This window comes from Yersinia sp. 2466 StPb PI (assembly GCF_041538325.1).
GTDB lineage: Bacteria > Pseudomonadota > Gammaproteobacteria > Enterobacterales > Enterobacteriaceae > Yersinia > Yersinia enterocolitica_E.
In genome coordinates this window covers 846,644-860,559 of the sequence record NZ_JAULSL010000001.1, presented here as the reverse complement: position 1 = coordinate 860,559, position 13,916 = coordinate 846,644, and the positions used below count along the sequence as shown (strand labels likewise).

Sequence of the window (13,916 nt, the reverse complement as noted above, 5' to 3'; positions counted from 1 at the left end):
CTCCGTTTTGTGCCTGTCGCTTCGAGATCAAAAAATATGTTCAGCATGATCTCTTTGTTGAAACATTAAAACTCTTTTCTCAGCCAGCTATTGATACGTTTAAACCAATTGCCCACTGAGGCACGTTTTTCTACTTCTGACTCACCACTGAGATGAGATTCTTTACCGTAATGCAATAACCCAACAGCAGTGGAGTAATAAGGTTCCTGTGCATAATCCGTCAGCCCGGTGATATTGAGCGGTTGACCGATACGAACCTGGGCATGGAACACCCGTTGTGCGCATTCAGCCAGCCCATCAATTTGTGCAGCACCGCCAGTCAGCACGATACCGGCTGCCAGATGATGCTTCACGCCTTGCTGACGCAACTGCTCCTGCAATTGTAAAATCTCGTCATTAACTAAATTCAGCAACTCGGTGTAGCGTGGTTCTATAACCTCAGCGAGTGTCTGTCTTTGCAGACTACGGGGAGGGCGTCCGCCAACACTTGGCACTTCTACACTTTCGTCCTTGCTGACTATCGACCCGAGCGCACAGCCGTGCCGAACTTTAATCGCTTCCGCATCTGTAGGCGGCGTACCAAAAGCATAAGCTATGTCGCTGGTGACCACGTTCCCGGCGTAAGGGATAACTTTGGTGTGCCGTAAAGCGCCACCGGTATAAACCGCCATATCCATGGTGCCACCGCCGATGTCAACGACACAGACCCCCAGCTCACGCTCATCTTCAGTCAATACTGCATAACTTGCTGCCAAACCGGCGAAAATCAGTTGGTCCACTTTCAGACCACAACGTTCCACCGCTTTAACAATATTCTTCGCCATATCGTTATGGCAGGTAATCAGGTGCACTTTAGCCTGCATCCGCACGCCAGACAGACCAACAGGATTTTTGATGCCTTCCTGATAATCGATGGCATATTCCTGTGGAATAACGTGCAGGATACGATGCTCATCACGCACACGCACCGACTTCGCGGTATGCACTACGTTCTCTACATCTTCCTGAGTTACTTCTTCTTCTGAAATAGGAACCATCCCTATTTCATTCTGGCAACTGATATGTTTACCCGATAACGCCAAATAAACAGATGAAATTTGGCAATCCGCCATTAACTCAGCCTGATCGATAGCGCGCTGCACGCATTTCACTACCGATTCAAGATCATTAACCCCACCCTTATCCATGCCACGGGATGGGCAACTGCCGACCCCAATAATATTGACCATGCCATCGGGCAGAACTTCCCCTACCAATGCGGAGACCTTTGCCGTGCCGATCTCAAGACCTACTACCAGTTTTCTGTCCGTCGACTTGATCATTGTTGTTTTGCCTGTGCCTGATTCTGTTGCGGATTACTGTTCTGCTGGCCATTTATTGGTGGCTCACCACCCTGACTGCCGATAAATACCGGAGCCCAACCTATTGCAGCCCCTGTCTCATATCGCAAATCAACATAACTGACTCGTTTATCTGGCTGCTGTTGCAACATCGGATATAACTCGATGAAACGTTGCAAACGCCCCATCCGGTCATCCCGTCCCAGCTCCAGCCGAACATCATTATCTAAGGCCAACTGCCAAGAATGCCTGGCGCTCATCGCCACCATCTTTAGCTGATATTTATTGGCCGCTAACACCTTATTTATTGCCCGGTAGCCTTCCAGGACATCCTGTTCACTGCCTTCCGGACCATACAGTAATGGCAATTTCTGTGTGCCGACCCGCTCGGACGGCACACTAAATGACCGCCCTTGCTCATCAACCATATGCAAATCATTCCAGCGAGCAAAAGGCACATACTCCACCAGATGGATTTTCAGCTCATCCGGCCACTGTTTACGCACACTGGCCTGCTGAATCCAAGGCAACCTTTCAATCTGCTGCTGGATGATGTTCACATCCTGCGTCATAAAGGTACCCGGTGCGCCTAATGCCAGAATTGCCTGGCGAATATCATCATTGGTGGTGTAATGGCGCTCACCGGTCACCACCAGTTTTGACAGTGGCAGTCGGCTGGCATCTTTCATCCACCCCACTACGACCCACCCACCCCAGAGCATGGTACCCAGAACCATTAGCAGGAAAATCAGACCTGCTAGTTGGCCTCCGTTACTGCGTCGGGCCACGCTGTTTTCAGCCGCACGTTCACGCGCATTCAGGGCAGCTTGCGACATATCAGTCAGCCAACATCAAAATTCGAGCGACCAGTTGGGAGAAACTCAACCCTGACTGGCGGGCTGCCATCGGCACTAAACTGTGGCTAGTCATACCCGGTGAAGTGTTCACTTCAAGCAGGTAAAAACTGCCGTCACTGTCTTGCATGACATCTACCCGGCCCCAACCGCTGCAACCCAGCGCCTGATAAGCCTGCAATGCCAGCGTCGCCAATTGTTGCTCCAACTCATTGCTCAAACCGCTTGGGCAAAAATATTGTGTTTCGTCAGACAGATACTTGGCTTCATAATCATAGAACACGCCGGGGGCCTGAATACGGATTGATGGTAAAACATCATCACCGAGGATCGCGACGGTGTATTCCGGGCCACTCAACCATTGCTCTATCAGCACATCACTGTCGTGACGGAAAGCTTCAACCAAGGCACTCTGCAATTGATCGACGTGATCAACCTTACTCATGCCAACACTGGAGCCTTCGTGGCTTGGCTTAACAATTAATGGCAGGCCAAGCTTAGCGACACCCGCCGCTAATTCCTCTGACGAAAGTGTTTCAAACTGTTGATGATTCAACGCGACATAAGGCGAAATCGGCAGACCTGAAGCCTGCCACACCAATTTGGTGCGTAATTTGTCCATCGTCAGGGCTGACGCCATCACGCCACTGCCGGTATAAGGCAGTTGCAGGAATTCCAGTACCCCTTGCAAGGTGCCATCTTCACCACCACGGCCATGTAAAGCGATAAAGACCTTATCGAAGCCCTGTTCTTTAAGCTGAGTCACTGGGAAGTCTCGGGTATCAATCCCATGGGCATCGATACCTGCTTCTCTCAAGCCCGCTAATACCGCCTGACCTGATAGCAATGACACTTCACGTTCAGCGGAGGTACCACCCAGCAGTACCGCGACTTTCTCAGCCATGATGTTCCTCATCTTTTATCTGTGGCTGCAATTTAAGCTCAGCCAATTTACGGGCAATTTTACCAATGTTACCTGCGCCCTGAATCAGAATCAGGTCATCGCCGTTCAGCACTTGCGCCAAAATTTCAGGCACGGTTTCACTGTCTGAAACCAAAATTGGGTCTAACTTGCCACGATTACGGATGGTGCGGCACAACGAGCGGCTATCAGCCCCAGGGATCGGCGGTTCACCGGCAGCGTACACATCCAACATCAGTAGCACATCAACCTGCGATAACACATTGGCGAAGTCGTCGTACAGGTCACGGGTACGGGTATAACGGTGCGGCTGGAAAACCATCACGATGCGCTTATCCGGCCAACCCGCGCGCGCAGCTTTAATAGTGGCATCCACTTCAGTTGGATGATGGCCGTAGTCATCAACCAGCATCGCACTGCCTTCTTTGCCATTGACCGGTGCCAGCGGGAAGTTGCCGAGGAAATCAAAGCGGCGACCAGTCCCCTGGAACCCTGCCAACGCGCGCAGAATATCTTCGTCTTCAATACCTTCTTCTGTCGCCACAGCCACCGCCGCCGCTGCATTGAGCGCGTTATGACGACCCGGTGCATTCAAGGTCACCGTCATCAATGGCTTATCCAAGCGTTTGAGCGTGAAGTGCCCCTGTGGGCCTTCCTGCCGGTAGCTGGCGATCTGCACATCGGCATCATCACTGAAACCGTAGGTGGTAATGTGGCGGCCTACTCGCGGTAGCAACTCGCGCACCACGGGATCGTCAATACACATCACCGCACGGCCATAGAATGGCAAGTTATGCAAAAAGTTAATAAACGTCTGTTTTAAGTTCTCAAAGTCGCCCTGATAAGTATCCATATGGTCGGCTTCGATATTGGTGACAATCGCCACCATCGGTTGCAGATGCAAAAATGACGCATCACTTTCATCGGCTTCTGCTATCAGGTAACGGCTGGACCCAAGACGAGCATGGGTCCCTGCCGCTTTCACCAACCCGCCGTTAACAAAGGTTGGATCCAGACCGGCTTCAGCATAGATACTGGAAACCATCGCCGTGGTGGTGGTTTTGCCGTGAGTGCCTGCAACCGCAATGCCATGACGGAAACGCATCAACTCTGCCAGCATTTCTGCACGGCGGATCACCGGAATACGCGCCTCGCGAGCCGCAACTATCTCTGGATTATCCGCAGAGATTGCAGTTGAAACCACGACCACACTGGCGTCCAGAACGTTTTCAGGACGGTGATGGAAATAGATTTGTGCGCCCAAAGAGGCCAAATGCTGAGTGACCGGGTTAGGTGCCAAATCTGAACCGCTAATCTGATAACCTTCGTTAGCCAACACTTCAGCGATACCACCCATGCCGGCACCACCGATGCCAACAAAGTGAATGTGCCGGACGCGACGCATCTCGGGCACGATAGTTCGTAGTTTCGCCAGTTGTTGTGTATTCACGTTTCTCTTCACTTTTTTGTCTGTTGCATATTCACAGCCCGCATTAACCTAACTACCTGCTGTTCATTATCTATTTTTACTATTACTTACTGGCCGCGACCACTTCAGCAGCTACGCGCTCAGTAGCGTCCGGGATAGCCACGGATCTTGCCTGTTCAGCCATAGTCAGTAAGGTTGCTCGATCCCACTGTTCCAATAAGCTGCTGACCGCCTCGGCGCTAAATTGCGGCTGCTCGATAATCTTGGCCGCACCGGCCTTTTCCAGCGGCAGTGCATTCCAATATTGCTGCCGGTCTTTATGCTGAAACGGCACAAAAATCGCCGGTAAACCTGCGGCGGCAATTTCACTGACCGTCAGCGCACCTGAACGGCACACCACCACATCGGCCCAACTATAAGCGGCTGCCATATCGTCGATAAACTCAGTAATTTTATGCTTATCATCGCCCTGCCCGACTTGCTGGTATGCCTGTAATACCTCTGGCAATGCGCCTTTACCTACCTGATGCCACAGCGTGACTTTCTCACCCAACTGTGCGGCAACCTGCGGCATTGTCTGATTTAGCACCCGCGCGCCTTGGCTACCACCGATAACCAATACACGAACCGGGCCTTCACGGCCGACCAAACGTTGCGCCGGCAATGGCAGCGCAAGAACATCGGTACGAACCGGATTACCCACCACATCAGCATTTGGGAATGCGCCGGGGAAGGCCTGTAACACCTTTTTGGCAATTCTGGCTAGCCAGCGATTAGTCAAACCGGCAATGCCATTTTGCTCATGCAACACCACTGGAATACCGCACAGCCATGCCGCCAAACCACCGGGACCGGAAACATAACCGCCCATGCCTAGCACCACGTCCGGCTGGTAGTCACGCATGATTTTCTTGGCCTGACGCACCGCACGATAAATCCGCACTGGTGCCATCAGTTGCGCCATTAGCCCCTTGCCGCGTAGACCAGAAATCTGGATGAAATCAATCTCAATGCCATTTTGGGGTACCAATGACGCTTCCATTCGGTCTGCGGTGCCGAGCCAACGCACCTGCCAGCCTTGCGCCATCAGATGATGTGCCACGGCCAATCCGGGGAAGACATGCCCCCCGGTGCCACCAGCCATCACCATTAAACGCTTGGTCTTGCCACTCATCGGGCACTCCTTACAAACGCCTGGGCTTTTGCCAGGCGTGTTTCAAAATCAATGCGTAGCAACAGCACAATTGCCGTTGACATAATAATCAAGCTCGAACCACCGTAACTGATCAGTGGTAAGGTCAACCCTTTAGTCGGCAACATTCCGGCAGCAGCCCCAACGTTAACCAGTGCCTGAAAACTGAACCAGACGCCGATTGAGCAAGCCAAAAAGCCAGAAAATCGCTGATCTATCTCCAACGCGCGACGGCCGATGGACATAGCACGAAAAGCGACGAAGAATACCATTAACAGTGCCAGAACCACACCGAAATACCCCAGTTCCTCGCCTAAAATCGAGAAAATAAAGTCGGTATGTGCTTCCGGTAAATACTCCAGTTTCTGCACTGAGTTACCTAAGCCTTGCCCCCAGAATTCACCACGGCCAAAAGCCATCAGCGACTGGGTTAACTGATAACCACTACCGAACGGATCCGCCCATGGATTCCAGAAGGATGTCACACGGCGCATACGGTAGGGTTCAGCAACAATCAGCAGACAAACCGCAAACACACCAGAGCCGATAATCGCCAAAAACTGCCACATTTTCGCGCCAGCCAGAAACAGCATCGCCAGCGTGGTAATAAACAGCACCACCACCGTGCCTAGATCAGGCTGTGCCAGCAGTAACACCGCCAGAATAACCATGACCCCCATCGGTTTACAGAAGCCCCAGAAATTACTGCGAACCTCTTCAACCTTACGCACCAGATAGCTGGCCAGATAACAAAACAGTGACAGCTTGGATAATTCCGCTGGCTGAATACGCAGCGGCCCCAATGAAATCCAGCGTGATGCCCCGTTTACCGAGCTACCCACCACCAACACTACCAGCAACATTACTATCGAAATCAGCAACATAATATTGCTATAGCGCTGCCAAACCTCCATCGGGATACGTAATGTCACTAGCGACAAACCCAATGCCAGTGCCAGATAGAGAGCATCACGTTTGGCAAATAAGAAGGGATCACTAGCCAGACGCTGACCAATCGGCATTGATGCCGATGTCACCATCACAAAACCGATAATCGCCAAACCGAATGTCAGCCACAGCAAGGTTCTGTCGTAAAGCACCATGCTGGTGGTGTCGCTTTCGCGCGATCCCATCACAAAATGTTTTACGGTATTAAACAGCCCCAGCCCCGGCATGCGCATCAGCCCAACTCCTCTGCCAGGCGAGCAAACTCATCACCACGTTGTTCAAAACTGCGGAATTGGTCCAAACTGGCGCAAGCAGGAGACAGCAACACCATATCCCCCGGAGCCAGTCTCTGCGCCAGCAGTACCATGGCCTGTTCCATCGTCTCGGTAAGCTGAGAGACCTCAGGGCGCAGTTCAGCCAGTTGCTCACCATCACGGCCAAAGCAGTAAATTTTGATATGGTCGCCTTGTAGAAAACGCGTCAACCCAGAGAAATCAGCGGATTTACCGTCGCCTCCCAGCAATAGATGCAAGGTGCCTTCAACCTGTATGCCATCCAACGCCGCTTCCGTACTGCCCACATTGGTTGCTTTAGAGTCATTAATCCAACGCACGCCGTTGTGCTCAAACACCAGTTGGAAGCGGTGTGATAAGCCGGTAAATGTGGTCAATGCTTTCAAACTTGACGAACGGGGAATCCCTACGGCATCAGCCAGCGCCAGTGCTGCCAACGCATTGGTATAGTTATGGCGACCGGTCAATTTCATTTCGCGGGTATTCAAGACTTTTTCACCCCGAACCCGCAGCCAGATTTCTCCCTGCTGCTTATTCAGATGGTAGTCACCCACATCCACACCAAAGCTAATACAGCGGCTATCAGCGCCACGCACCGGCATGGTAAGCGCGTCATCGGCATTCACAACACAGACTTTAGCGTTTTCATAAACTCGCAGTTTAGCTGCGCGATATTGCTGCAAACCGAACGGATAACGGTCGGTATGATCTTCTGTTACGTTCAAGATGGTGGCCGCACTGGCATGCAAGCTTGAGGTAGTTTCCAACTGGAAGCTCGACAGCTCTAGTACCACCAGTTGGTTTTCTTGTTTCAATAACGTCAGTGCCGGAACACCAATATTGCCACCGACGCCTACCTGCCAGCCCGCCGCTTTAGCCATCTCGCCCACCAGCGTGGTCACCGTGCTTTTACCGTTAGAGCCGGTAATCGCCACTACAGGTGCCTGATTCTCACGGCAGAACAGCTCGATATCGCCGACAATCTCGACACCGGCCTCGGCGGCGTCACTCAATGCAGGATGTGCCAGCGCGATGCCTGGGCTGGCCACAATCAAATCTGCATCTAATAACCACTGTTGATTAAGGTCGCCGACATGGCGCTCAACGCTTTCAGGCAATTTATCCAGGCCTGGCGGATTAATACGGGTATCCATCACACGCGGCGTAACACCACGCGCCATAAAGAAATCAACGCAGGAAAGGCCGGTTAGCCCCAGCCCGATAATGACGACTTTTTTACCCTGATAATCAGCCATAATTACCTTACCTTCAGCGTCGCTAGGCCAATCAGCACCAGCATCAGCGAAATAATCCAGAAACGCACGATAACCCGTGGTTCTGGCCAGCCTTTAAGTTCGTAGTGATGATGAATCGGGGCCATGCGGAAAATACGCTGCCCACGCAACTTAAAGGAACCTACCTGTAGGATTACCGACAGCGTTTCAACCACGAATACTCCGCCCATAATCACTAATAAGAACTCTTGGCGCAGTAACACCGCGATAGTGCCTAACGCACCGCCCAAGGCCAACGAGCCGACATCACCCATAAAGACCTGTGCCGGATAGGTGTTAAACCATAAGAAGCCCAACCCGGCACCGACAATCGCGGTACAGACAATCACCAGTTCACCGGCATGGCGCAGATAAGGAATGTGCAGGTATGCGGCGAAGTTCACGTTACCGGTCGCCCAGGCAACCAATGCAAAACCACCGGCGACAAACACGGTCGGCATGATAGCTAAACCATCCAATCCGTCAGTCAGGTTCACCGCGTTACTGGTACCGACAATCACAAAGTAAGCCAGCAAGATATACATCAAACCCAGTTGCGGCATGACGTCTTTGAAAAATGGCACCACCAGCTCGGTAGCCGCAGTGTCTTTACCGATGCTGTACATGGCGAATGCTGCCGCCAGTGCAATCACTGACTGCCAGAAATACTTCCAGCGGGCGATCAAACCTTTGGTGTTCTTACGCACCACTTTGCGGTAATCATCGATAAAACCGACGATGCCATAACCCACAAGAATGAATAGCACACACCAGACATATGGATTGGAAGGGTAAGCCCACATCAGCACCGAAATGGTGATAGAGAACAAAATCATCAGGCCGCCCATGGTTGGCGTGCCGCGTTTACTGAAATGTGACTCTGGCCCATCGTTACGGACTACCTGACCAATCTGCAATTTCTGCAAATAAGCAATCAGGTGCGGCCCCATCCACAAAGAAATAAACAGTGCCGTCAACAGACTGACAATGGCTCGGAACGTCAAATAGGAAAAGACGTTAAAGCCCGAGTAAAATTTTACTAAGTATTCAGCCAACCAAACTAACATGATGCATTCTCCTGTAACGCACGCACGACATTTTCCATGGCGGCGCTACGTGAACCTTTAATTAAAACGGTGATAACCGGATGTTCGAGCAGCAATTCACTCACACGGGCTGCCAATGTGTTCTTATCCTGAAAATGTTCGCCGTTGCCGCTCGCATCACTCAGTGTTTGACTCAATGTGCCAACACTCAGCACTTTATCGACTCCCGCCTGTCTGGCCGCCTCACCCACCTGGCGATGACAATCCACAGCGGTATCACCCAATTCGGCCATATCCCCCACCACCAACACACAGTAGCCGGGCATATCTGCCAACACTTGGGCCGCGGCAGTCATAGAACCGACGTTGGCGTTGTAGGAGTCATCGAGCAGCAATTTACCTGCCGATAATTGAATCGGGAATAAACGGCCCGGTACAGCTTGTAATTGTGCCAGCCCTTGGCGGACGGCAGCTAAATCAGCGCCAACCGACATGGCTAACGCCGTTGCAGCCAAGGCGTTAGCAATATTGTGCCGCCCCGGCAGTGGTAATTCGATGGCTATAGTGCCAAATGGCGAATGCAGGGTAAAATGTGTCGCCTGTGGTGTAATACGCACATCACTGGCATAGAAATCGATATCTTCTGCGCCGCGAGGTGAAAAATACCAAACGCGCTTGTTGTGCAGCATTTCCTGCCAATGCGGCCAGTCATTGCTGTCAGCATTAATAATTGCCGTCCCGTTAGCAGGCAACCCGGCAAAAATTTCACCTTTGGCCTTCGCCACCCCTGCCAGTGAACCAAAACCTTCCAGATGAGCGGCCGCTAAATTATTAACCAAAGCACTTTCAGGGCGGCTTAAATCCGTGGTGTAGGCGATTTCGCCCACATGATTAGCACCCAACTCAATCACGGCAAAATCATGTTCAGGCGTCAAACGCAGTAAAGTCAGTGGCACCCCAATATCGTTATTGAAGTTACCGGCGGTATACAGCACATTGCCGCATTGACGCAAAATGGCGGCAACCATTTCTTTTACCGAGGTTTTACCGGATGAGCCGGTTAAAGCCACCACCCGAGCAGGCACTTGCTCACGCACCCACGCAGCAAATTGCCCCAGTGCCAGACGAGTGTCTTTGACCACTAACTGAGGGGCTCCCACCAGTAAGCGTTTACTTACCAGCAAAGCGCCTGCACCTGCGGCAACAGCATCTTCTGCAAAATCATGCCCATCAAAACGCTCGCCTTTCAGCGCCACGAACAAACACCCCGGTGTGACCTTACGGGTATCAATGGTCACTTCGGTGATGTCGACGTTTTCACTGCCAATATATTCAGCATTAAGCAGCGTAGACAGGAAATGCAGTGAGACCTTAATCATGCCATCACCCCCAATAAACGGGCGACGGTAACTCTGTCTGAATAATCCAGGCGGCGATTACCCACTAATTGGTAATCTTCATGTCCTTTACCCGCCACCAGCACGACATCTTCTTCTTTGGCTTGCATAATGGCACTGGTCACCGCTTCAGCACGGCCATGAATTGCCAATGCATGCCCGGCATCCAGCAAGCCACTGAGAATATCCGCCACGATAGCCTGCGGCTCTTCACTGCGCGGGTTATCGTCGGTGATGACCACCCGATCCGCCAGTTGTTCTGCGATACCGCCCATAAGTGGGCGTTTACCTTTGTCACGATCACCACCGCAACCAAACACACACCACAACTGGCCTTTACAGTGTAAGCGGGCCGCAGCCAGGGCCTTTTCCAAGGCATCCGGGGTGTGGGCATAATCCACGACCACCGTCGGCTTACCGGGCGCGTTAAACACTTCCATACGCCCGCACACCGGTTGCAGGCTTGGTGCTGTTGCTAATAATTGTGCTAACGGATACCCCAGAGAAAGGAGGGTTGACAGTGCCACCAGCAGATTACTGACGTTAAACGCCCCCATCAGACGGCTTTCTAATTGGCCTTCGCCCCAGCTTGAGTCAAAACTGATGCTGGCACCGTTATCGTGATAATCAACGTTACTCGCCGATAACCACGGGCCATTCCAGCCCGTAGGAACCTGGTCTTCCATGCTGACAGCGACTGCTTGCGGCAACTGCCCTAACCAGCGGCGACCGACTTCGTCATCAGCATTGATAATTTTGTGTTCGGATTGATGGGTGGAGAACAGCAACCATTTTGCCGCCTCGTAACTCGCCATATTGCCGTGATAATCCAGATGATCGCGGCTTAAGTTAGTGAACACGGCGGCAGCAAATGGCAATGCGGCTACGCGGTTTTGAATCAAACCGTGGGAAGAAACTTCCATCGCCGCAAAAGTAGCCCCTTGCTCAACCAAATTGCGCAGTAAATGTTGAATATCAACCGCTGAACCGGTGGTATTTTCCGTCGGAATCACTTGCCCTAACAGACCATTGCCAACTGTACCCATTACCGCGCTGGTTTCCCCCAGTGCCTGACTCCATTGTGCCAGTAGTTGGGTGGTGGTGGTTTTGCCGTTGGTCCCCGTCACACCGACCAAACGTAATGCTGTACCCGGCTGATGGTAGAATTGCCCCGCCAGCTTGGATAAATGTTGATTCAAATTACGCAAATAAATAACAGGAATGCCGTGCATCTCTACCACACTGGCATCCGGCGCTACACCATCGGCTTCAGCGACCACTGCCGCAACACCTTGTGCAATGGCTTGCGGGATATAGCGACGCCCGTCCGTCTGGTGGCCGACAATGGCGACAAACAAATCCCCGGCAGCGGCAACACGGCTGTCTAATGTCATTTCCCGTAGCGCCCGCTCCGGGACGTCTAGCCCCCAAGGAGCGAGTAAGTCGCGCAAGTTACGATCTGCCACCTGAACCCTCTTTTGTATTAATCACTAATTCGCTTTTATCACCGGTGGGTAACGCATCTGGCTCAATGTTCATGGTACGCAGGACGCCGCCCATGATGGCACCGAACACCGGTGCAGAAACCGCACCACCGTAATATTTCCCTGCCTGCGGGTCATTGATGACCACAACCAGAGCAAATCGAGGGTTACTCGCGGGCGCTACGCCGGCGGTGTAAGCGAGGTATCGGTCCATATATTTACCGTCCGGGCCAACTTTCTTGGCGGTACCGGTTTTAATGGCAATACGGTAGCCTTTAATGGCGGCTTTGGTGCCCCCGCCGCCAGGTAATGCCACGCTTTCCATCATATGAACCACGGTACGAACCAACGGTTCTGGGAAAACGCGTTCACCGGCCACTGGCGGGTCAACTTTAGTGATCGACAGCGGGCGATAAATCCCCATGCTGCCGATGGTTGCATAGACTCGCGCTAGTTGTAACGGTGTTACCATTAGCCCGTAGCCGAAAGAGAAGGTGGCCCTCTCTATGTCAGACCACCGTTGTTTTTTAGGATATAAGCCACTGCTTTCTCCGACCAACCCCAAATTGGTCGCTTTCCCAAACCCAAACCGTGAGTAAGTATCTACTAACGCTGAGGATGGCATCGCTAACGCCAGCTTAGAAACGCCGACGTTACTCGACTTCTGCAAGATCCCGGTCACAGATAGTTCTGCATAACGGGCCACGTCTTTAATCTGGTGACCGTTAACAAAGTACGGCAAGGTGTTCAGCACACTGTTTTCTTTCACAACGCCATGCTGCAATGCCGTCATCACTACCATGGGCTTCACTGTGGAGCCGGGTTCAAAAATATCGGTTATCGCCCGGTTACGCATAGCATCTTTCGGCGTTCCGGTCAGGTTATTCGGGTTATAAGACGGGCTATTCGCCATGGCTAATACTTCGCCGGTACTCACATCTACCAGCACCGCAGTGCCTGATTCTGCTTTGTTGAATGCCACCGCATTGTTCAATTCGCGATACACCAGCGCCTGTAAACGCTCATCAACACTCAACACCAGATTATGTGCTGCCTGACTATCGACAGAAGAGATATCCTCAATGACACGGCCATAGCGGTCTTTACGTACCGTACGTTCACCCGGTTGCCCGGTAAGCCAACGGTCAAAGCTTTTCTCAACCCCTTCGATACCTTGGCTATCGATGTTGGTCACACCGATAATGTGTGCCATCACTTGGCCTGCCGGATAGTAACGGCGTGATTCCTGGCGCAAATAGATACCGGGGAGTTTCAGTTTATGGATATAGTCGCCAATCGCGGGATTAACCTGACGCGCCAGATACACGAAACGTCCCTTCGGGTTAGCATTAATCCGGGCCGCCAATTGATCCAGTGGGATTTCCAGTGCATCCGATAGCGCTTTCCAGCGAGTATCTAACGTAATACCCCCGCGCTCGGTCAGCTCTTTCGGATCTGCCCAAACCGCATTAACCGGCACGCTAACCGCCAACGGGCGGCCTGAACGGTCACTGATCATGCCACGGGCTGTCGGCACTTCCTGTACCCGTAACGAGCGCATATCACCCTCACGCACCAGTCTGTCAGGGTTAATCACTTGCAGGTATGCAGTACGTAACATCAAACCGACCAATGCCAATAAAATACAGCCGCACAGCAACGCAAAACGCCAGCTAATAAAGCTGGCTTGTTCTTCCTGGCGCTTTAACTTCCCGGGGCGCGTTGCTTTCATCCGTT

The 13,916-nt window shown here is 52.2% G+C and carries 11 protein-coding genes; all 11 read right to left on the bottom strand.

What is annotated here, in order from left to right:
- Window positions 1-65: 65 nt before the first annotated feature.
- Window positions 66-1,322: a cell division protein FtsA gene (gene ftsA / locus Q2T72_RS03850; protein WP_002210431.1), complete on the bottom strand. Its 1,257-nt coding sequence runs from the start codon at window positions 1,320-1,322 to the stop codon at window positions 66-68.
- Window positions 1,319-2,176 carry a cell division protein FtsQ gene (gene ftsQ / locus Q2T72_RS03845; RefSeq protein WP_083160517.1) on the bottom strand — a complete coding sequence of 286 codons (858 nt, stop codon included), beginning with the start codon at window positions 2,174-2,176 and terminating at the stop codon, window positions 1,319-1,321. Before ftsQ ends, ftsA begins: the two co-directional genes overlap by 4 nt.
- A 1-nt stretch (window position 2,177) precedes the next feature.
- Complete coding sequence (locus Q2T72_RS03840) at window positions 2,178-3,098, bottom strand: D-alanine--D-alanine ligase (RefSeq protein WP_083160519.1); 921 nt, start codon at window positions 3,096-3,098, stop codon at window positions 2,178-2,180.
- Window positions 3,091-4,566 (bottom strand): UDP-N-acetylmuramate--L-alanine ligase, encoded by a 1,476-nt coding sequence (murC, locus tag Q2T72_RS03835; protein ID WP_083160521.1) that lies wholly within the window; start codon window positions 4,564-4,566, stop codon window positions 3,091-3,093. Before murC ends, Q2T72_RS03840 begins: the two co-directional genes overlap by 8 nt.
- 82 nt (window positions 4,567-4,648) lie before the next feature.
- Window positions 4,649-5,719, bottom strand: a complete 1,071-nt coding sequence (murG, locus tag Q2T72_RS03830; RefSeq protein WP_083160523.1) for an undecaprenyldiphospho-muramoylpentapeptide beta-N-acetylglucosaminyltransferase — start codon at window positions 5,717-5,719, stop codon at window positions 4,649-4,651.
- Complete coding sequence (ftsW, locus tag Q2T72_RS03825) at window positions 5,716-6,918, bottom strand: cell division protein FtsW (protein WP_083160525.1); 1,203 nt, start codon at window positions 6,916-6,918, stop codon at window positions 5,716-5,718. Before ftsW ends, murG begins: the two co-directional genes overlap by 4 nt.
- Window positions 6,918-8,234 carry a UDP-N-acetylmuramoyl-L-alanine--D-glutamate ligase gene (gene murD / locus Q2T72_RS03820; protein WP_372568675.1) on the bottom strand — a complete coding sequence of 439 codons (1,317 nt, stop codon included), beginning with the start codon at window positions 8,232-8,234 and terminating at the stop codon, window positions 6,918-6,920. The genes ftsW and murD overlap by 1 nt, the downstream gene beginning before the upstream one ends.
- 2 nt (window positions 8,235-8,236) lie before the next feature.
- A complete protein-coding gene (gene mraY, locus Q2T72_RS03815; protein WP_032905459.1) occupies window positions 8,237-9,319 on the bottom strand; it encodes a phospho-N-acetylmuramoyl-pentapeptide-transferase in 1,083 nt (360 codons plus the stop codon).
- Window positions 9,313-10,677, bottom strand: a complete 1,365-nt coding sequence (murF, locus tag Q2T72_RS03810) for a UDP-N-acetylmuramoyl-tripeptide--D-alanyl-D-alanine ligase (RefSeq protein WP_372568674.1) — start codon at window positions 10,675-10,677, stop codon at window positions 9,313-9,315. The genes mraY and murF overlap by 7 nt, the downstream gene beginning before the upstream one ends.
- Window positions 10,674-12,161: a UDP-N-acetylmuramoyl-L-alanyl-D-glutamate--2,6-diaminopimelate ligase gene (gene murE, locus Q2T72_RS03805; RefSeq protein WP_372568673.1), complete on the bottom strand. Its 1,488-nt coding sequence runs from the start codon at window positions 12,159-12,161 to the stop codon at window positions 10,674-10,676. Before murE ends, murF begins: the two co-directional genes overlap by 4 nt.
- Entirely contained in the window at window positions 12,148-13,911 is a 1,764-nt protein-coding gene (locus Q2T72_RS03800; RefSeq protein ID WP_083160533.1) for a peptidoglycan glycosyltransferase FtsI, read from the bottom strand. The genes murE and Q2T72_RS03800 overlap by 14 nt, the downstream gene beginning before the upstream one ends.
- Between the last annotated feature and the right edge of the window lie 5 nt (window positions 13,912-13,916).

What these genes read in the sequence shown, in the direction of transcription:
- ftsA (WP_002210431.1), bottom strand. Translation starts at nt 1,322, where the DNA reads ATGATCAAGTCGACGGACAGAAAACTGGTAGTAGGTCTTGAGATCGGC.
- ftsQ (WP_083160517.1), bottom strand. Translation starts at nt 2,176, where the DNA reads ATGTCGCAAGCTGCCCTGAATGCGCGTGAACGTGCGGCTGAAAACAGC.
- Q2T72_RS03840 (WP_083160519.1), bottom strand. Translation starts at nt 3,098, where the DNA reads ATGGCTGAGAAAGTCGCGGTACTGCTGGGTGGTACCTCCGCTGAACGT.
- murG (WP_083160523.1), bottom strand. Translation starts at nt 5,719, where the DNA reads ATGAGTGGCAAGACCAAGCGTTTAATGGTGATGGCTGGTGGCACCGGG.
- ftsW (WP_083160525.1), bottom strand. Translation starts at nt 6,918, where the DNA reads ATGCGCATGCCGGGGCTGGGGCTGTTTAATACCGTAAAACATTTTGTG.
- murD (WP_372568675.1), bottom strand. Translation starts at nt 8,234, where the DNA reads ATGGCTGATTATCAGGGTAAAAAAGTCGTCATTATCGGGCTGGGGCTA.
- mraY (WP_032905459.1), bottom strand. Translation starts at nt 9,319, where the DNA reads ATGTTAGTTTGGTTGGCTGAATACTTAGTAAAATTTTACTCGGGCTTT.
- murF (WP_372568674.1), bottom strand. Translation starts at nt 10,677, where the DNA reads ATGATTAAGGTCTCACTGCATTTCCTGTCTACGCTGCTTAATGCTGAA.
- Q2T72_RS03800 (WP_083160533.1), bottom strand. Translation starts at nt 13,911, where the DNA reads ATGAAAGCAACGCGCCCCGGGAAGTTAAAGCGCCAGGAAGAACAAGCC.